This window comes from Aminomonas paucivorans DSM 12260 (genome assembly GCF_000165795.1).
GTDB classification, from domain to species: domain Bacteria; phylum Synergistota; class Synergistia; order Synergistales; family Synergistaceae; genus Aminomonas; species Aminomonas paucivorans.
Genome location: NZ_CM001022.1, coordinates 973,097 through 991,677 on the forward strand (window position 1 = coordinate 973,097; position 18,581 = coordinate 991,677).

The window sequence follows — 18,581 nt, forward strand, 5'->3', positions numbered from 1 at the left end:
GCCCCTGGGAGGGATGAGCATGGACGTGCAGCTGACCCGAATCCAGCGCTGGCTGGACCGCCTGAAGGAGGCCTGCCGCAGGGAGTCCTGGCATTCTGCGGTGGCGGAGGCGGAGTGTCTGGAAGCGGAGGTCCGCGAAGCCCGGGAGGCCCTGTGGCACCGCGCCGAGGCGGAGGTGGGGGGAGAGGTTTCCCCCAGCCCCTGGAGTCGGTTTCGCGTCTTCGCCCGGGGCCTCGCCCTGTCTCTGGTAGCTCTGGGGAGCGTTGCCCTGCCCCTGTCCCTGGAGGCGGACCGCCCGGCGGACTTTTCCTCGTCCTTGGCTCAGGGGGATCTGGAGTGGATCACCCCGGACGAACAGCAGCTTCTTCAGGCGTTGAGACGGACGCTGAGCGAACAGGGAGCCGGGCGGGGAGCCCCTTTGCCCCCGGCCTATGCGGTTTCGGAGCGCCCCTCCAGCACCCTGCCCCAGGGGAGTGCATCGGCACCTCCGGGGCGAAAGGTCCCTTCGGGCCTCACCGGCCAGGGGGCTCCGCGACCCGGGAAGGCTCAGGGGGTGGAGACGGTTCCCCTGGAAGAGGTCCTGGCGCTCCTGCAGGTGGGCCAAAGGGCTCTTCGCACGGAGGAACGGCCGGTTCGCACGGATCCCTGATCCCGTCCTTCGGACGGACGGGGCGCCTAACGAAGAGAGGATGTGGTTGGAGCGTGAGGGGATACAAGGCGTTGCTCTGTCTTGCCCTGCTGGTGTGTTTTGCGGGATGTGCCTGGGCCCAGACGGCTCCCGTTTCCGTCGATACTCCTTCTCCTGCGGCGGGGGTTTCCGCCGATGCCTCGTCGCTTCCCCCGGGGGAGGGCTCTCCTGCCCCCACATCGTCCCCCGTTCCCTCTCCCCAGACGGAAGCCCCGAAGGGACCTCCCGTGGTCTCCATGGACGTGGAGGGGAACCGGACCGTGGTGGCTTCCCACATCCTGAGCGTGGTGTCCACCAAGGTGGGGGACCCGGCGGATGAGGAAGCCCTCCGCAAGGACGCGGAGGCCATCTATGAGCTGGGCTTCTTCTCCGTGAGCGAGGTCAAGTCTGTCCCCCAGTCCGGGGGGATCAAGGTGACCTTCGTGGTCCAGGAAAACCCGGAGGTTCAGGAGCTTCGGTTTACCGGCAACACGGTCTACAGCCAGGACCAGCTGAGGGCGCTCTGCTTCACCTCCCCCGGCTCAGTGTTCAACCGGGTCTTCTTCCGCAACGACCTCCAGCGCATCAAGGAAAAATACCAGAAGGACGGGTACGTCATGATGCGCGTGCAGGACGTGCAGATCCAGGACGGGGTGGTGGCCGTGACCATCCTGGAGCCGCGCCTGGGGGAGATCATCATCCAAGGGAACAAGAAAACCAAGGACTACGTCATCCGGCGACAGCTGAAGCTGAAGCAGGGAGACCTGTTCAATGCCACCATTTTGCGTCATTCCCTGAACCGCATCCAGGGGATGGGTTACTTTGAGGACGTCAACGTGGGGTTCGAGCCCAGCGAGAACCCGTCGGTGGTGAACATGGTCCTCACTGTGGAGGAAGGGCGGACCAACAAGATCGGCTTCTCCATCGGCCACGGCTCCCAGAGCGGCTGGAGCGGGGGCATCAACTACCAGGACACCAACTGGCAGGGGCTGGGTACGAAATTCTCCGTGGGATTCGAGACAGGGAATCGAGAGCAGTACTGGGCTTCCTACGAGCAGCCTTTCATGGACCAGGAGACCTATGCCTGGAAGGTGGGAGCCTACAAGCGCAAGTGGGAGGAACAGGACGAGTACGAGAAGGGTCAGTGGAAGTTCCAGTACGACCAGGAGAAGACCGGCGCGTACGTGGGAGTGGGGAAGAAGTTCAAGGGGAACGACCAGCTCAGCTGGTACCTCACCCTGGACTGGCATAAGGTGGAAAACACCATCCTCTCCGGGGACGTAACACCCCAGGACCTGGTGGAGCTGGAGGACGGGACGAACTTCTCCGTCACCGGATCCCTGACCCGCAACACCCTGGATCCCTACCTGAGCTATCCCCGGGGAGACGTGGAGATCCTCTCCGTGGAACAGGGCATCGCGGCCCTGGGGGGAGACTGGGACTACACGAAGTACTGGCTGGAGGCGCGTTACTATACCCCCCTGTTCGGGCTGATGGATTTCCTGGAGATGGATTTCGGCTTCACGGAGGACAACCCCCTGCTCTTCGCGGCCCGGGTGCGGGCGGGGTCCTCCAGTGGCACCGTCCCCTGGGCAGAAATGTACACCCTCGGCGGCGCCGACACCCTCCGAGGCTACGACGACGACTACTACCGGGGTGAAGAGATGCTTCTGGGGAACTTCGAGCTGCGCATCCCCATGGAGCAGAACCTCTCCCTCGTCTTCTTCTACGACGTGGGAAAGGCCTGGAAGAAGTCCCTGGGGGAGAGCTTCAGCTTCTCCGATCTCCAGTCGGACAAGGGTATCGGGCTTCGCGTGAAGACCCCCATCGGCAATCTCCGGGTGGACTTTGCACAGGGTGATGACGAAAACCAGACCAACTTCGGCTTCGGAGAAATGTTCTAAGACGAGGTCCCGGGTCTTCCGGAGGGCCGCGGCAGTGTGTGCCGTGGCCCTCCTTTTGGTGGGCCTTCCCCGCCTCTGCTTTGCCCAGGCCCTGAGGGTGGAGGGAGTTCCCCCCTGGCTTGCGGTCCCGGCTCAGAAGAGCCTGGAGGCGGTGTGGCGGGAGATCCCCTCGTCCCAGGAGAGGGAAGTGCGTCTGCGCCTCCTGGAGGTAGTCGCGTCCCGGCTGTTTCAGGGGTATCGTCTGGAGCGCCCTCAGCCCCAGGAGACCGGCCGGTCGGCCTCTGAGGGGTGGACCCTGACGCTCCGGGCGGTGGCGCCGTGCCCTCGGTGGGTGGTGGAGCTTCGCCCGGGGGACTGGTCCGAACCGGTGGCTTCGTGGATCCTTGCAGATCTTTCCGGTCTGGCGGAGCAGGTGGAACGGGGTCTGGAGGGAGTCCCCCCGGAGGCGTTCTCCTGGGGGGACCAGGCCTTCTTCGGGTGGGTCTCGGGGCTTCTGTCCCCCCTCCTTCCGGGCTGGAGGGCGAGCCCGGAGGTCCGTAGGGAGGGAGACCGAGTGAAACTGATCCTCCACCTGCGCCCGGAACCGCCCCTGGTGCTGGCCCTGACCCCCCGGATCAGCTCCTCCTCCCTTCCCACCCTGTTGCACTCGGAGCTGAAGGAGGACCTCATCCGGGGCCTTTCTCCCTTCGTGGGGGTCCCGGTGCCCTACTTCCGCAAGCACCGGGAGGAGGCGGAATCCTGGGCGGGGAGCCTTTTCGAGGATTCCAACCTGGCCCGCCGGGCTCGGATCACCACGGAGGCGCACGCCGTTCCGGCCCAGATCGCCACGGTGGACGTGAGGCTGGAGAGTCGCCGTTACACCGTGTGGGCCTGGGCTGCGGCCTACTCGGGCACGGAGGATCGCTCCACGGAAGTGGGGCTCCACGTGGGCAGACGGGTCCAGCTGTTCCCCCGCTGGGACATGGAGGGGTACGGGGAATGGGTGGTGGAAGGGGTCCGAGGGGATCTGGAAAGCCGATGGGGGCTGCGCTGGTCTCCCTGGGGGGACGTGTGGCTCGGGGGGGAGCGGGTCTACCCGGGAGGAGCCTGGTGGGGGCGGTTCCAGGTGGATCCGCGGCTCCACAAGCCCTACGTCTGGGCGCGGTTCAGCGAGGATGGAGAGACCCAGGGGGCCCTGGGGTGGCGCCTCACGGAGTACCTGTCCCTGGAGCTGCACTACGATTCCCGGGACGGGGATCCCTGGAGCCTGCGCACCATCGGCAACCTGTAGATTTGGGGTTTTCCACAAGGCGAAGATTGGGGATCGGGGGCTTGAGGGATGACGCTTGGTGAGCTGGCGGTGTGGGTCGGGGGCCGATGCGTGGGAGATCCGGGAAGGCCGATCCGGGGGCTGTGCGTCCCCGATGGGCCAATTCCCGGGCACGTCCTGGTCCTTCGGGGAACGAGGTCCCTCGCGGACCTGGACCCGGAGGTGGGAGTGGTGGCCCAGGAGGACCGATTCCCCCTGGAAGCATGGGGTGTGGCGGTGGGAGACGTGGAGGAGGCCTGGCCGAGGGTGTTGGGGGCCTTCGTCCCCTCCCGCCCCTACGAGGGGGTCCACCCCTCCGCGGTGGTCCACCCGAACAGCCGCGTCGCCCCGGGGGTCCATTTGGGTCCGGGGTGTGTGGTCGGTGAGGGCTGCTGCGTCGGGGAAGGTTCCTGGCTGCAGGGGCAGGTCTACCTGGGGCGAAACGTCCGGGTCGGGAAGGACTGCGTCCTGGAGGCGGGGGTGGTGCTCCAGGACGGCACGTTTCTGGGGGATCGGGTGCTGATCCACAGCAACGCCGTGCTGGGGGCCGACGGGTTCGGGTTCCGCCGGGACGCCGCGGGGCGGCAGGTCAAGATCCCCCAGGTGGGCACGGTGGTGGTGGAGGACGACGCGGAGATCGGGGCCTGCTCCACCGTGGATCGGGCCACGGTGGGCGAGACCCGCATCGGCAGAAGGGCCAAGCTGGACGACCACGTCCACGTGGCCCACAACTGCGTCGTGGGAGAGGACTGCATCCTCGTGGCCTTCGCGGGGCTGGCGGGAAGCGTGACCCTGGAGAACGGGGTCATCCTGGCGGCGCAGAGCGGGGCGACGGACCACGTGCGCATCGGCGCCGGGGCCGTGGTGGGGGGGCGAGGGGGGGTCCTCAAGGACGTCCCTCCCGGGGCCTTCGTCTCCGGTTTCCCCGCCCGGGACCACCGGGAGGAGATGAGGAGCCAGGGGTGGCTTCGGCGCCTGCCGGATCTGGCGGATCGGCTCAAGGAACTGGAGAGGCGTCTGAAGGCGCTGGAGGAGGCTTCCTCGTGAGGCGGAGGGCGACCCTGTCCTCCCCGGTGGAGTTTGCCGGGACGGGGCTCCACGGAGGGAAGCCCTGCCGGGTGCGGGTGGAACCCTCCGAGGAGAGGGGGCTTTGGTTTGCCCGATCGGGAGGGGACGAGAGCCTCCTGGAGGCGCACTGGAGCTTTTCCGCCCGCCGGTCCGGCTTGGCCTTCCCCGGGGGCGGGGAGATGCAGACGGGGGAACACCTCCTGGCGGCTCTCTGGGGCCTGGAGATCGACGACGCCCGGATCGTCCTGGAGGGGGAGGAGGTGCCCATCCTCGACGGCAGCGCCGCTCCCTTCGCCGAGGCCCTGGCGCCTCGAAGGCGGGAGAAGGAGGAGGAGGTCGTCTCCCTGCTCTTGCCCGTGCCGGTGGCGGTGGACGAACCGGAGCGGGGACGGACGATCGCCGCCTTCCCCTCCGACGTCCTGCGGCTGACGGTGGTGCTGGACTACCCCGACACTCCCATCGGCACCCTCCTGGAGACCTGGACCCTCGACCGGGAGGTCTTTGCCCGGACCGTCGCTCCGGCCCGCACCTTCGGCCTGACCCGGGAGCTTCGGGACCTGGAGGCCCGGGGGCTTGCCCGGGGAGGGTCCCTGGAGAACGCCCTGGTGGTGGACGAGAGGGGGCCCCTGAACCCCCGGGAGGGTGTCCCCTTCCGGCAGGAGTGTCTGCGCCACAAGATGCTGGACCTCATGGGGGACCTGGCCCTGTTGGGCCTGCCCCTGACGGCCCACGTGGTGGCCCTGCGTTCGGGGCACCAGTCCCACCAGGCCCTGGTGGACCGGCTGCGACCCTACGCCCTGGCCGCCCTCGGAACGATGGCTTCGTAGAAGGAGGAGAGACCTGTTGCTGGACATCCTGGAGATCCAAGCGCGCCTGCCCCACCGTTATCCCTTCCTGCTGGTGGACCGGATCCTGGAGGCGGAGGGAAACCGGGTGGTGGGGATCAAGAACGTCACCATCAACGAGCCCTTCTTCCAGGGGCACTTCCCCCAGGAGCCCGTCATGCCCGGCGTCCTAGTCCTGGAGGCTATGGGGCAGGTGGCCTCCATCATCGTGTCCCTCCAGCCGGGGTTCGAGAAGATGGTGGCCTTCCTCACCTCCGTGGAGGAGGCCAAGTTCCGCCGTCCCGTCCGTCCGGGAGACCAGCTTCGCACGGAGGCGGAGCTGGTGAAGTTCCGCAGCCGCATGGGGAAGATCCACGCCCGGGGCACCGTGGACGGGGAATTGGTGGCGGAGGCCACCCTGGGCTTCGTCCTTTCCCGGACCCTGACCAAGGGCACCGAGGAGGAACGGCCATGACGACCCGGATCCACCCCACCGCCCTGGTGGACCCCAAGGCGGAACTGGGGGAAGGGGTCTGCATCGGCCCCTACTGCGTGGTGGACGCCAAGGTCCGCCTGGGGGCGGGAACCGTCCTGGAGTCCTTCGTGCGGGTGGCGGACTACGTGGAGGTGGGGGAGAACTGTCGCCTCTTCGACCACGTGGTCCTGGGCCGCCCTCCCCAGGATTTCGGCTTCCGGGAGGAAGAGACCTGGGTGCGCATCGGAAACGGCGTCACCTGCCGGGAGAACGTGACCATCCATCGGGCCTCCGGGGAGGGGCACGAGACCCGGGTGGGAGAGGGGTGCTACCTCATGGAGGGGTGCCACCTGGGGCACAACGTGGTCCTGGGGGACCACTGCGTCCTGGCCAACAAGGTGGGCCTGGCGGGGTACGCCCAGGTGGGGGACCGGGTCACCTTCGGAGGCATGGCGGGGGTGCACCAGTTCGTCCACATCGGTCGGTCCTGCATGGTGGGAGGCCTCTCGAAGATCGTCAAGGACGTGCCCCCCTTCTGCATGGTGGACGGGCGTCCCGGCCGGATCTTCGGTCTGAACCGGGTGGGGCTGAGGCGCCAGGGCTTCGACGGGGCAGCCCGGAAGCGCATCGGCGAACTCTACGAAACCCTGCGGACCGGGTCCCTTCCCCTGCGGGCCGCCGTGGAGGCTCTGGTCTCCCGGAATCCCCAGGATCCCTACGCCCAGGAGCTTCTGGTCTTCTCCCGGATCTGCGCCCGGGGGTGGACCCCCTGGGCGGAGCGCCGGCACGGCGGGGTTCGGGCTCCGGAGGGAGAGGCGGAGTGATCCGTCTTTTCGTCCTGGACGTGGACGGAACCCTCACGGAGGGGGAGATCCTTCTGGACGGGCGGGGGGGAGAGACGAAGCGCTTCGACATCCAGGACGGCATGGGGTTGGTGCTGCTCCGCCGCGCCGGGATCGGGACGGCCTTTCTCAGCGGCCGGGCCTCCGACCCCACGGACCAGCGCGCCCGGGACCTGGGGGTCCCCCGCTGCGCCAACGGAGCGGCGGACAAGCTGCCCCTGCTGCGCCGCTGGGCCGACGAGGACGGGCTGACCCCGGAGGAAGTGGCCTACATGGGGGACGACCTGCCGGACCTGGAGTGTCTCTCCTGGTCGGGCTTCCCCATCGTCCCTTCCAACGGCAGGCCCGAGGCCCTGCGCCTGGCCCGCTACGTCACCCCCCGTCCCGGAGGGCGCGGGGCGGTGCGGGACGCGGCGGACCGGGTCCTCCTGGCCAACGCGCGGGAACGGGAGGGGATCCATCATCCCTAGGTCCTCCCCCCGAATTCCCCTGGGTACCCTGGACCGGCTGATCCTCCAGGAGCTGGCGGGGCCCTTCCTCTTCGGCATCCTGGCCTTCACGGTGCTCCTGGTGGCGGGGAACCTGCTGTTCAAGATCGCCGACCTGGTGATCCAGCGAGGGGTCTCCCTGGGGGTGGTGGTGCGCCTCTTCCTCTACTACCTCCCCGGGGTGGTGGTCCTCACCATCCCCATGGGCTCCCTGCTGGCGGCCCTGCTGGGTTTCGGCCGCCTCTCCGCCAACGTGGAGATCGTGGCCCTCAAGGCTGCGGGGGTGGCCTTCCAGCGGATCGTCCGCCCGGTGATCTGGGCGTCCCTGCTGGTGTCCCTGGGGAGCATGGCGCTCAACGAGACCCTGGTGCCCCTGGCGGAACGGGCGGCGGTGAACCTGCTCCGCTACGAGGTGATGCAGGAGACCCCGCCCCTCTTCAAGGAGCGGATTTTCCTGAAGGAAGAGAAGGACGGACACCTGAAGCGGGTGATCTACATCAACCGGATGCGACCCCGCTCCGGGAAGATGGCGGACATCCTGGTGCAGGAGTTCGAGGAGGACCGGTTGAGCCGCATCATCGCCGCCCCCCGGGGGGAGTGGGTGCGGGGGGAGTGGTGGATCGAGGACGGAAAGGTCTTCGAGGTGGACGCCCAGGGAAAGGTGCGCCTCCTCTTCACCTTCCGCAAGCAGGGCCTCCAGCTCCACCTGAACCCCAAGGAGGTGGAGACCCAGTCCCTGGATCCCCAGCAGATGAACCTGTTCCAGATGCGGGACTCCATCCGCAGGCTGGAGGAGCAGGGGGCGGACGCCACCCGGCTTCGGGTGCTTCTGAACCTGCGTCTGGCGGTGCCCTGGGCCAGCGTGGTGCTGGCCCTGGTGGGGGCCGCCGCGGGCAGCCGACCGCAACGCTCCAGCTCCAGCGTGGGGCTGGGGCTGAGCGTGGTCATCGTGTTCTTCTACTACGTCACCCTCTCCTTCTGCCAGTCCCTGGGGGAGGCCTCGTACCTTCCCGCAGTGGTGGCGGCGTGGTTCCCCAACCTGATCTTCCTGGTCCTGGGGGGCTTCCTGGTCCGAAGATCCAACTGAGGGTCGTCCCAAGACCCCGAAACACGACGAAGCCTGGGAGGCTCGATATGGGAAACGAGAACAGCCAAACCAACGAAACCCCGCCCCTGGAAATCGCCCTGGTGGCGGGGGAGGGGACCCTTCCCCTGGAGATCGCCCGGCGGCTCACCGATCGTGGGACCCCGCCGGTGGTGTATTCCCTTCGGGAAAACGTGGGAGCCCTCTCCAAGTTCGCCTGGGATGTGGTGGTCCTCTCCCGCCTGGACCTGGCGAGCACCCTGGCGGACATGAAGGGCCGGGGCATCCGTCGGGTGCTCCTGGCGGGGGTGGTCCCCAAGACCCTCCTGTACCAACCCGCCATGCTGGACGCGGGAGCCCGGGAACTGGTGGCGGGCCTTGCGGTGCGGGACGACCACTCCCTGCTGGCTGCCCTGGTCCAGGCCTTCGAACGGCTGGACCTGAGGGTGGAGGGGTACCGGCACCTCATCGAGGACCTCATGGCCCCATCGGGGGAGTTCGCCGGACGTCCCCTCTCGGAGGAGGAGCGGGCCGACGTGGCCTACGGCATGGAGGTGGCTCGGGTCCTCCTTCCCCTCTCCTTCGGCCAGACCGTGGTGGTGCACCGGCGCAGCGTGGTGGCGGTGGAGGCCATGGAGGGCACCGACGCGGCCCTGCTGCGGGCTGGCTCCCTCTGCAAGGGGGGGACGGTGGTGAAGATGATGCGGGTCGACCAGGACGACCGCTACGACCTTCCCACGGTGGGTCCCAGGACGCTCCACCACATGGCCCGGGCGGGACTGCGCTGCCTGGCCGTGGAGGTGGGGCGCACCATCGTCCTGGAGCCCGAGGCGTTTCGGGAGACCGCCCGGGCGGAGGGGATCGCCGTGACGGGGGTGTCCCCGTGTCCCTCTTTGTGAGCTGCGGGGAGGTGTCCGGGGACCAGTACGCCGGGAACCTCCTGGAGGCTCTCGCGGCGGGAGGGGCCTCCCTGTCCCCCTGGGGTATGGGGGGGGCTTCGTGCCACCGGGCGGGAATGGAGGTCCTCTGGTCCATGGAGGCCCTCCAGCTCATGGGGGTGGTGGAGGTGCTCTCCCACCTCCCCCGGCTGTTCCGGCTTCGGGAGGAACTGGTCCGGGAGGTGCTCCGCCGCTCCCCCCGGGGGGTGGTGCTGGTGGACAGCCCGGACTTCCACCTGCCCCTGGCCCGCAGGCTTCGGGCGTCGGGGTACCGAGGCCCCATCGTGAACCTGGTGCCTCCCACCGTGTGGGCCTGGAGGCGGGGGCGGGTCCGTACCCTCCGAAGCTGCATGACCCTGTGCCTCCCCCTGTTTCCCTTCGAACACGCCTTCCTGACCTCCCAGGGCTGTGTCTCCGCGTTCCGGGGGCACCCCCTCCTGGACGAAGTGGAAGGTTCTTCCCCCGGCGAGGGGAACCGGCAGGTGGCGTTTCTACCGGGCAGCCGGTCCGGGGAGGTTCGGCGTCTCCTTCCCCCCTTTCTGGAGGCGGCGGGGATCCTGGGTTCCCGAGGGTACCGCCCCGTCTTCTCCTCCGCCCCGGGGCTGAGGGAGGAGGTGCGCCGCGACCTGTCCTGCCGGGCCGAGGCGGCGGGGTTCGAGGTCTGTCCCGCCTCGGGGCGGGAGCTTCTGGCCCGGTCGGCCTGCGGGGTGCTGGCCAGCGGCACCGCCACCCTGGAGGCCCTGCTCCTGCGCCGTCCCATGGTGGTGGCCTACGCGGCCCACCCCCTTTCCATGGGTCTGGCCCGGTGGCTGGTGCGGGTGCCCTTCTGTGCCCTCCCCAACCTCCTGGCGGGAAAGGCCCTCTTCCCGGAGTTCCTCCAGACCGCCGTGACCGGCCCGGCCCTGGCGGAGGCGGCCCGGGGCTTCCTGGAAGCCCCGGAGGGGCGGCGCCGGGAGCTGGACGAGGAGATGGACCGGCTCCGCGGCCGCTTGGGAGAGCGGGGGGTCTACCCCTTCTGGGCGGAGCGGGTGGCGGAGGCGGTGGCGGCATGAGCGGTTCCCCCGTGTCCCTCTACCGGCGTCTTCTGGTCTTCCTCCTGCCCTACCGGCGGCGTCTGGCAGCGGGGGTGGGGTGCATGGTGGCGACGGCCCTCTTCGGGGTGCTGCCCCCCTGGCTCATCAAGAACCTGGTGGACGACGTGCTCATCCGGGGGGATCGGCACACCCTCAACCTGCTCATCGCGGGGATCCTGTCCCTCTACGCCCTCAAGGGGGTCTTCGGCTACGGCCAGATCTACCTCATGACCTGGGTGGGGCAGCGGGTGATCCTGGACCTGCGCCTGGCCCTGTACGACCGGACCCAGCGCCTGCCCTTCTCCTTCCTCTACGCCCGCCGGGTGGGGGAACTCCTCTCCCGGATCACCAACGACGTGACGGTGCTCCAGGAGCTGGTCTCCTCGGTGCTGGTGGACCTGGTGGTGCAGGGCACCACCTTCCTGGGGATCCTGGGGTTCCTCTTGTTTCTGAACTGGAAGCTCACCCTGGCCACCTTTGCGGTGCTCCCCCTGGCGGCGCTGGTCATCGACCGGGCCTCCAAGCGCCTCCGGGTGGTGGGGCACGCCATCCAGGAGCAGCTTGCCCGGGTCTCCGCGGTGGCCCAGGAGGCCCTCTCCTCGGTGCGGGTGGTGCGGGCCTTCGTGACGGAGGACATGGAGTACCGGCGCTTCGAACAGGAAAACCGGTCCCACTTCAAGGAACTCATGAGGGGGACCCAGGTCCGGGGGGCCCTGGAGGGGATCGTGGAGCTGGTCCTCATGTCCGCCCTCTGTCTGATCCTCTGGATGGGGGGGCGGGACGTGGTGGCGAGGCGGATCTCCGCGGGGGAACTCATCGCCTTCATCACCTACCTGGGGCTGCTGGTGCAGCCCATCCGCATTCTGAGCAAGGTGGTCAGCCGCATCCAGCAGGCCCTGGCCTCGGCGGAACGGGTCTACGAGATTCTGGATCAGCCCGAGGACGTGCCCCTGCCCGCCGTGCCTCGATCCCCCGGGCGCGTCCGGGGAGGGCTGCGCTTCGAGGACCTGTGGTTCGCCTATCAGGACGAACGTTACGTCCTGAAGGGCATCGACCTGGAGGTCCGCCCGGGGGAGTGCGTCGCCGTGGTGGGGTCCACCGGGGCGGGGAAGTCCACCCTGGTGGACCTGATCCCCCGGTTCTTCGACCCCACCCGGGGGCGGGTCCTGGTGGACGGGACGGACCTGCGGGACCTGGACCTCCCGGCCTACCGACGGCAGATCGGCCTGGTGCCCCAGGATCCGGTGCTCCTGCGGGGTACCTTCGCCTTCAACATCGCCTACGGGTTTCCCGAGGCGGACCAGGAGAAGGTGGAGGAGGCCGCGCGGATCGCGGGGATCCACGATTTCGTGCAAGGGCTTCCCCGGGGCTACCGCACGGAGATCGGCGAGCGAGGGGTCACCCTGAGCGGCGGCCAGCGCCAGAGGGTGGCCATCGCTCGGGCGGTGGTGCGGGACCCGAGGATCCTGATCCTCGACGAGGCCACCTCCTCCCTGGATGCGGAGGTGGAGCAGCAGATCCAGGGGGCCCTCCGGAAGGCCATGAGGGGACGCACCTCCTTCATCCTCGCCCATCGCCTCTCCACCATCCGGGAGGCGGACCGGATCCTGGTGCTGGAGGGGGGACACATCGTGGAGCAGGGAACCCACGAGGAACTCAGCGCCCGAGACGGTCGCTACGCCGCCCTCCTTCGGTTCCAGTTCGCGGAACATGGGCCGTCTGCTTCGTAGTTACCTGGACTACGCCCGGGGACAGAGCGGTCGGTTCAGCCCCTGGAGCGTGTCCCTTCCCCTGGACTGGCTGGCCCGAGGCTGGGTGCGCTGCCGCAACGGGGCCTTCGACCGGGGCATCCTGGAGCAGGTGGAACCCCCCCTCCCCGTGGTGAGCGTGGGGAACATCAGCCTGGGGGGGACCAACAAGACCCCCATGGTGGAGTACCTGGCCCGGCATCTCCTGGAGGCGGGGGTCTCCGTGGGGGTGGTGAGCCGGGGCTATTCCGGCGCGAGCCCGGGACCCCTGGAGGTGGGCCGGGGAGACGTCCCCCGGGAGCTGGCGGGGGACGAGCCCCTGATGCTGGCTCGCATGCTCCCCCGGGCGCGGGTCCTGGTGTGCCGGGACCGGCTGGCGGGGGTGCGCCGCCTGGCGCAGCTGGGAGCGGAAGCGGTGGTGGCGGACGACGCCTTCCAACACCGCCGGTTGGGGCGGGACGTGGACCTGGTGCTGGTGGACGCCACCTGTCCCTTCGGCAACGGCCGCCTGCTCCCCGCAGGGCTGCTTCGGGAGCCCCTTTCCTCCCTGGAGCGGGCGGACCTGGTGGTGGTCACCAAGAGCGATCAGGTCTCCCCGGAGGAGCAGGAGAACCTGCGCCGGACCCTGTCCAAGTGGGTGGCGGCGGACCGGCTCTTCTTCGCGGAGATCCGTCTCCTGGGCTGGCGGACCTTTCTCTCCTACCCCCAGGAGGTTTCGGGGCAGGCCCCCCCTCCCGGTGCCCGGGTGGTGGTGTTTTCCGCCATCGGCAACCCCGAGAGCCTGCACCGGCTGGTGCGCCGCCAGGGACTGGAGGCGGCGGACCAGGTGGTCTTCCGGGACCACCACCGTTTCTCCGAGGGGGATCTGGCGGATCTGCGGGACCGGGCCCGGGAGCTGGGGGCCCAAGGCCTGGTGTGTACGGAGAAGGACCTCTTCAACCTCCCCGGAGGGGGATCGCCGGGCCTTCCCCTCTGGGTGCCCCGGATCGGGGTGGCCCTTCGGGAGGAGACCCGGTTCTGGGAGCGGTTCCTGGAGATCCTCCGACCCCGCCTCCTGGTGGCCTCCAACGGCTACGGGGAGGACGCCATCGGGGTCCTCCTGGCCCGCAAGCTCCGGGACCGTTTCCCGGAGGCCCAGGTATCCGCCTTTGCCCTGGTGGGCCGAGGAACCCCCTACATCGCCGAGGGGTTCCCGGTGCTTTCCCCTCCCTCGGAGCTTCCCAGCGGGGGGGTCATCAAGTACAGCCTCAGGGCTTTTCTGAAGGACCTGCGCCACGGCCTCCCCCAGGACATTCTCCGGCAGCTTCGGGCCTGGCGGGGGACCCGGGGCGGCCGGACCCCCCTCTGCGTGGGGGACGTGTACCTTCTCCTCCATGCCCTTTGGGGACAGGGGGTCACCCCTGCCCTGGTGGCCACCGCCAAGACGGTGTTCCTAAGCGGACACTGGCGGGCGGAGCGCTGGTTTCTGCGACATCGCTGCCGCCGCGTCTGGGCCCGGGACGAGGAGACGGCGGAGGAACTGCGCCGCAGCGGCGTGGACGCCCGTTTCCGGGGCAACCCCATCATGGACCTGACGGCGGACCCGGTTCCCGGGGGGTCTCCCTGGACGGAGGGGGAGGGATCGCGTCGGGTCCTGCTGCTGCCGGGCAGCCGCCAGCAGGCCTACGGGGACACGGGGCTGCTTCTGGAGGTGGCCCGAAGGCTCCACCGGGAGGAGCCCACCCGGTTCGTCCTGGTCCCCGCCCCCACCCTGGACCTGGATCGGCTGATGGGAGAGCAGCGGGACTGGACCTGGAGGCCCGAGGCCTCCCTCCTGAGCTGCGGCGACCTGGAGGTTCGGGTCTTCTCCGGTTCCCTGGCCGACGCGGCCCGGGGAGCGGAGGTGCTCCTGGGGTTGGGGGGCACGGCCAACCAGGTCTGCGCCGGCCTGGGGGTTCCCGTGGTCTCCCTGGACGACCGGGGCAAGCAGGTGCAGAAGAAACTGCTCCAGGACGCGGAGGTGCTGGTCCCTCGGGACCCGGAGGCCCTGGCCGGGGCGGTGCGGGGCGTGTTGACCACCCCGGAGCTGCGCCATAGGATGATCGAGACGGGCATCCGACGTCTCGGGGGACCGGGAGCCCTGGACGACGTGGTGGCCTTCGCCGCCCGGGACCTGGGCTGGGGCGCCCGCTGCACCCTGTGGAGCAAGCTGGCCGGGAGGGCCGCCGGTCCCCCGGACGGATCGATCCGAGAAGGAGACGAGAGACCATGAAGACCCTTGCGGTCATTCCCGCCCGCTACGGCAGCACCCGACTGCCGGGCAAGGCGTTGCTTCCCGTGGGAGGCGTTCCCCTGGTGGTCCGGGTGCTGCGGCAGGTGCTCCGGTGCCGCCGGATGGACCGGGTGGTGGTGGCCACGGACGACCGGCGGATCGCCGAGGCCGTGGAGGCGGAGGGGCGCGAGGCCCTCCTGACCCCCTCGGATCTCCCCACGGGGGGGGACCGGGTGGCCTACGTGGCCCGTCGGACCCCGGACTACGACCTGGTGCTGAACGTGCAGGTGGACGACCCCCTGGTGGGGCCGGACCTCATCGACCCCCTGGTGGAGGCCCTGGAGAGGGATCCCTCCTCCCAGCTGGCGGTGCTGGCCAAACGCATCGACCGGGAGGAGGAGATCGACTCCCCCCACGTGGTGAAGGTGGTGTTCGACCAGAACGGCCGGGCCCTGTACTTCAGCCGGTCCCGCATCCCCTACCCCCGGACGGAGCACCGGGACTGGTACAAGCACATCGGTCCCTACGCCTACCGGAGGGCCTTCCTCCTGGAGTTCGCCTCCTGGGAACCCACCCCCCTGGAGCGGGCGGAGAGCCTGGAGATGCTTCGGGTCCTGGAGAGGGGACACGCCATCCGGTGCGTCCCCGTGGAGCGGGACACCATCGAGATCGACACGCCCGAGGACGTGCGGGCGTTGGAAGAGTACCTGGCCCGGGAAGGGGACGAAGTGAGGGGATGAGGGACGTGAAGGTTTTCGAGGAAAGCGGGCTGGTCTTCGGGGCGGGGGCCCTGACGGTCTTCGCGGGACCCTGCGTTCTGGAGGATCCGGAAGAGGCCCTGCGCATCGCCGAGACCTGCCAGACCCTGTGCCGGGAACGGGGCTTCGGCTACGCCTTCAAGGCCTCCTTCGACAAGGCCAACCGGACCTCCATCCACAGCTTCCGGGGGCCGGGACTGGAAGAGGGGCTGAAGGTTCTGGCGGGGGTGCGCCGCCGCCTGGGGGTTCCCCTGCTGACGGACATCCACGAGGCCGCCCAGGCCGACCCGGTGGCGGAGGTGGTGCAGTTCCTCCAGATCCCCGCCTTCCTGTGCCGCCAGACCGATCTGGTGGTTGCCGCCGCCCGCACCGGCCGCGCCCTGAACGTGAAGAAGGCCCAGTTCCTGGCGCCGGAGGACATGGTTCCGGTGGTGGAGAAGTGCCGGGAGGCGGGCAACGAACGGGTGCTCCTCTGCGAGAGGGGCAGCGTCTTCGGCTACCACCAGCTGGTGGTGGACTTCCGCTCCTTGAGCATCCTCCGGGGGCTGGGGTGTCCCGTGGTGTTCGACGGGACCCACAGCGTCCAGTCCATGGGGGGACTGGGCAGCGCCAGCGGGGGGGATCGGCGCTTCGTCCGTCCCCTGGTGCGGGCCGCCGTGGCGGCGGGGGTGGACGCCCTCTTCCTGGAGGTGCACCCCGAGCCCGCCCGGGCCAAGAGCGACGGCCCCAACCTGGTGCCCCTGGACGCCCTGCCCCGGCTCCTGGATGAGGTGAAGGCCCTTCACGACGTGGTGCGGACCCTGGGGCCCGCGACCCTGGACTGGGTGGGGTGATCGCCACGGTGCGTCTGCCCTACGAGCGGGAGTCCGCCCCCTTGACGGACGGAGAGCTGCTAGCCGTGGGCCGCAAGGTCCTGGAGGAGGAGGCAAACGCCCTCCTGCGGGCCGCCTCGACCCTGGGAGACCCCCTGGTGCGGGCCGCCCGGTGCGTGGCCGCCTGCTCCGGTCGGGTGGTGGTCTCGGGGTTGGGCAAGTCGGGACTCATCGGCCGGAAGATCGCCGCCACCCTCTCGTCCCTGGGGACCCCGGCGTTCTTCCTCCACGCCGCCGAAGGCTCTCACGGAGACCTGGGCATGGTCTGCCGGGAAGACGTGGGGCTTTTCTTGAGCAACAGCGGGGAGACCCGGGAGGTACTGGAGCTGGTGCCCTTCTTCCGCCGCCTGGGGGCCCCCCTCATCGCCATCACCGGCAAGGAGGACTCCTCTCTGGCCCGGGTGGCGGACATCGTGCTGGATTCCTGCGTGGAGCGGGAGGCGGACCCCCTGGGCCTGGCTCCCACCAGCAGCACCACCCTCCAGCTGGCCCTGGGGGACGCCCTGGCGGGGATGGTGACCCGTCTTCAGGGCCTCGTGCCGGAGGACTTCGCCCTCTTCCACCCCGGGGGAGCCCTGGGACGGAGGCTGCTTCTGCGGGTGGGGGACCTCATGGGGGCGGAGGACCGACTTCCCCGGGTGCGCACCGACGCCACGGTGCGGGAGGCCCTCTTCGAGATCACCAGCAAGGGTTACGGGGCCACGGCGGTGGAGGACCCGCAGGGGTTCCTCCGGGGGGTCTTCACCGACGGGGACCTGCGCCGCCTTCTGGAAAGGCGGGGTCCCGAAAGCCTCTCCCTGCCGGTGGAGCAGGTCATGACCCCGAACCCCCGCACCATCGAACCGGGAAGGCTCGCCGTGGAGGCCCTGCGCCTCATGGAGAGGAACGAGGTCTCGGTGCTTCTGGCGGTGGACCCCCAGGGCCGGGCCGTGGGGATCCTGCACCTCCACGAGGTCCTCAAGGCGGGGGTGGCCTAGGGCATGCCCCCCCTCTCCGCCTTCCCATGTCCCTGAGGCGTGGGCTCTTCCGGGCGGCCTCCCAGGGGCTCTTCTCCGCCGCCGGTCCCTGGTTGCGGCGGCGCTACGCCCAGGGGTTCCCGGAGCGCACGGGACGGATCGAGGGGCCACTGTCCTCTTCCCGGAGGGGAAAACCCTTGTGGGTGCACGCGGTCTCCGTGGGGGAGGTCCAGGCGGCCTACCCCTTCGTCCTGGCGGCCCGACGGGACGGCTACGACGGCCCCCTGGTGCTGTCCACCATCACCGAGACGGGGCGCTCCATGGCCCTGCGCCTCCTGGGGGACCAGCTGGATCGGGTGCTGCGCTATCCCTGGGACGCCCCCTCCTACGTGCGCCGGGCCCTGGACGCCCTGGACCCCTGGGGCTACGTCACCTTCGAGACGGAGCTGTGGCCGGTGCTCCTCTGGGAGCTTCAGGACCGGGGGATCCCCTCCTTCCTGGCCAACGGTCGCCTTTCCCTTCGCTCCTGGGGGCGCATGACCCGCACCCGCCGTTTCTGGGGGGACGTGCTGGGGGCCCTTTCCGCCTGCCTCGTCCGGGAGGAGGCGGACGCCGCCCGCTTCCGGGACCTGGGGGTTTCGCCGGACCGGCTCCACGTTTTGGGGGACTGCAAGGTGGACGCCCTCTTCCAGCGCCGGGCCGCCTCGGACCCCGGGGAGTGGAGGCGGCTCCTGGGGGGGGCGGGGCCCCTTCTGGTGGCGGGAAGCACCCACGAGGGAGAGGAGGCGGCGGTGTGCGAGGCCTTCTCCCGGGTGCGCCGTCGGGTCCCCGGTGCCCGGCTGCTCTGGGCGCCTCGACACCCCCAGAGGGCCGGAGCCTGTCTGGAGCGGGCCCGGGAGGTCGGCGCCGCTTCCCTGTTCTCCCAAAGGGAGGCGGACTGGACTATACTCGTTCTGGACGTGGTGGGGGTGCTCTTCGACCTCTACGGCATCGCCGACGGGGCCTTCGTGGGGGGCAGCCTGGTCCCCCGAGGGGGGCAGAACCTCATGGAGCCTGCGGTGTGGGGAGTACCCATCCTCCACGGTCCCCACATGGAGGATTTCCAGAGCGTCGCGACGGACCTGGACCGGGAGGGCCTGTCCCGGGAGGTCCGGGGGACGGAGGACCTGGAGCAGGGGTTCCTCTCCGTCCTGGAAGGGGGCTTCTTCCCCCATCCCGGAGCTACGGAGCGTTACTTCGCCCCGCGCATCGGGGCGGCGACCCGAACCTGGGGGGTCGTGAAGCGTCTTGCGGGGCAGGACAACGGCTGGTGACACGGAGGCCCGGACGCACGGCTTGCCAGGGC

The 18,581-nt window shown here is 69.7% G+C and carries 17 protein-coding genes; all 17 read left to right on the forward strand.

Going from position 1 to position 18,581, the window contains the following annotated elements; translation table 11 throughout:
- The first annotated feature begins 19 nt into the window (after nt 1-19).
- The 17 genes from APAU_RS14010 to APAU_RS04490 are packed head-to-tail and all read left to right on the forward strand — an operon-like array spanning nt 20 to nt 18,549.
- Nucleotides 20-649, forward strand: a complete 630-nt coding sequence (locus APAU_RS14010; RefSeq protein ID WP_006300490.1) for a hypothetical protein — start codon at nt 20-22, stop codon at nt 647-649.
- A 53-nt stretch (nt 650-702) separates the two neighbouring features.
- Nucleotides 703-2,571, forward strand: a complete 1,869-nt coding sequence (locus APAU_RS13525; RefSeq protein WP_232207764.1) for a BamA/OMP85 family outer membrane protein — start codon at nt 703-705, stop codon at nt 2,569-2,571.
- A gap of 43 nt (nt 2,572-2,614) precedes the next feature.
- On the forward strand, nt 2,615-3,841 hold the full coding sequence (locus APAU_RS04420) for a hypothetical protein (RefSeq protein WP_156789427.1): 1,227 nt from the start codon (nt 2,615-2,617) through the stop codon (nt 3,839-3,841).
- A gap of 48 nt (nt 3,842-3,889) precedes the next feature.
- Nucleotides 3,890-4,906 (forward strand): UDP-3-O-(3-hydroxymyristoyl)glucosamine N-acyltransferase, encoded by a 1,017-nt coding sequence (gene lpxD / locus APAU_RS04425; protein ID WP_006300493.1) that lies wholly within the window; start codon nt 3,890-3,892, stop codon nt 4,904-4,906.
- Nucleotides 4,903-5,754 carry a UDP-3-O-acyl-N-acetylglucosamine deacetylase gene (locus APAU_RS04430; RefSeq protein WP_006300494.1) on the forward strand — a complete coding sequence of 284 codons (852 nt, stop codon included), beginning with the start codon at nt 4,903-4,905 and terminating at the stop codon, nt 5,752-5,754. The genes lpxD and APAU_RS04430 overlap by 4 nt, the downstream gene beginning before the upstream one ends.
- Before the next feature lie 16 nt (nt 5,755-5,770).
- Nucleotides 5,771-6,226, forward strand: coding sequence for a 3-hydroxyacyl-ACP dehydratase FabZ (gene fabZ, locus APAU_RS04435; RefSeq protein ID WP_006300495.1), 456 nt, complete (start codon nt 5,771-5,773; stop codon nt 6,224-6,226).
- The gene (gene lpxA, locus APAU_RS04440) at nt 6,223-7,050 is read left to right on the forward strand and encodes an acyl-ACP--UDP-N-acetylglucosamine O-acyltransferase (RefSeq protein WP_006300496.1); all 828 of its coding nucleotides are present in this window, start codon (nt 6,223-6,225) and stop codon (nt 7,048-7,050) included. Before fabZ ends, lpxA begins: the two co-directional genes overlap by 4 nt.
- Nucleotides 7,047-7,538, forward strand: a complete 492-nt coding sequence (locus tag APAU_RS04445; protein WP_006300497.1) for a KdsC family phosphatase — start codon at nt 7,047-7,049, stop codon at nt 7,536-7,538. The genes lpxA and APAU_RS04445 overlap by 4 nt, the downstream gene beginning before the upstream one ends.
- A gap of 37 nt (nt 7,539-7,575) precedes the next feature.
- The gene (locus tag APAU_RS04450; protein ID WP_050792466.1) at nt 7,576-8,643 is read left to right on the forward strand and encodes an LptF/LptG family permease; all 1,068 of its coding nucleotides are present in this window, start codon (nt 7,576-7,578) and stop codon (nt 8,641-8,643) included.
- Nucleotides 8,644-8,690: 47 nt separating this feature from the next.
- Complete coding sequence (locus APAU_RS04455; protein ID WP_006300499.1) at nt 8,691-9,539, forward strand: LpxI family protein; 849 nt, start codon at nt 8,691-8,693, stop codon at nt 9,537-9,539.
- On the forward strand, nt 9,524-10,630 hold the full coding sequence (gene lpxB, locus APAU_RS04460; protein ID WP_006300500.1) for a lipid-A-disaccharide synthase: 1,107 nt from the start codon (nt 9,524-9,526) through the stop codon (nt 10,628-10,630). The genes APAU_RS04455 and lpxB overlap by 16 nt, the downstream gene beginning before the upstream one ends.
- A complete protein-coding gene (locus APAU_RS04465; RefSeq protein WP_006300501.1) occupies nt 10,627-12,381 on the forward strand; it encodes an ABC transporter ATP-binding protein in 1,755 nt (584 codons plus the stop codon). Before lpxB ends, APAU_RS04465 begins: the two co-directional genes overlap by 4 nt.
- Nucleotides 12,362-14,650, forward strand: a complete 2,289-nt coding sequence (gene lpxK / locus APAU_RS04470; protein WP_006300502.1) for a tetraacyldisaccharide 4'-kinase — start codon at nt 12,362-12,364, stop codon at nt 14,648-14,650. Before APAU_RS04465 ends, lpxK begins: the two co-directional genes overlap by 20 nt.
- Entirely contained in the window at nt 14,647-15,390 is a 744-nt protein-coding gene (gene kdsB / locus APAU_RS04475) for a 3-deoxy-manno-octulosonate cytidylyltransferase (protein ID WP_006300503.1), read from the forward strand. The genes lpxK and kdsB overlap by 4 nt, the downstream gene beginning before the upstream one ends.
- Nucleotides 15,387-16,241, forward strand: coding sequence for a 3-deoxy-8-phosphooctulonate synthase (kdsA, locus tag APAU_RS04480; protein WP_006300504.1), 855 nt, complete (start codon nt 15,387-15,389; stop codon nt 16,239-16,241). The genes kdsB and kdsA overlap by 4 nt, the downstream gene beginning before the upstream one ends.
- Nucleotides 16,238-17,257 (forward strand): KpsF/GutQ family sugar-phosphate isomerase, encoded by a 1,020-nt coding sequence (locus tag APAU_RS04485; RefSeq protein ID WP_006300505.1) that lies wholly within the window; start codon nt 16,238-16,240, stop codon nt 17,255-17,257. The genes kdsA and APAU_RS04485 overlap by 4 nt, the downstream gene beginning before the upstream one ends.
- A 26-nt stretch (nt 17,258-17,283) precedes the next feature.
- On the forward strand, nt 17,284-18,549 hold the full coding sequence (locus APAU_RS04490; protein WP_006300506.1) for a 3-deoxy-D-manno-octulosonic acid transferase: 1,266 nt from the start codon (nt 17,284-17,286) through the stop codon (nt 18,547-18,549).
- Nucleotides 18,550-18,581 lie beyond the last annotated feature (32 nt).

Coding starts and splice junctions, on each gene's coding strand:
- APAU_RS14010 (WP_006300490.1), top strand. CDS start 20: ATGGACGTGCAGCTGACCCGAATCCAGCGCTGGCTGGACCGCCTGAAG.
- lpxD (WP_006300493.1), top strand. CDS start 3,890: ATGACGCTTGGTGAGCTGGCGGTGTGGGTCGGGGGCCGATGCGTGGGA.
- lpxA (WP_006300496.1), top strand. CDS start 6,223: ATGACGACCCGGATCCACCCCACCGCCCTGGTGGACCCCAAGGCGGAA.
- APAU_RS04455 (WP_006300499.1), top strand. CDS start 8,691: ATGGGAAACGAGAACAGCCAAACCAACGAAACCCCGCCCCTGGAAATC.
- APAU_RS04465 (WP_006300501.1), top strand. CDS start 10,627: ATGAGCGGTTCCCCCGTGTCCCTCTACCGGCGTCTTCTGGTCTTCCTC.
- lpxK (WP_006300502.1), top strand. CDS start 12,362: ATGGGCCGTCTGCTTCGTAGTTACCTGGACTACGCCCGGGGACAGAGC.
- kdsB (WP_006300503.1), top strand. CDS start 14,647: ATGAAGACCCTTGCGGTCATTCCCGCCCGCTACGGCAGCACCCGACTG.
- kdsA (WP_006300504.1), top strand. CDS start 15,387: ATGAGGGACGTGAAGGTTTTCGAGGAAAGCGGGCTGGTCTTCGGGGCG.
- APAU_RS04490 (WP_006300506.1), top strand. CDS start 17,284: ATGTCCCTGAGGCGTGGGCTCTTCCGGGCGGCCTCCCAGGGGCTCTTC.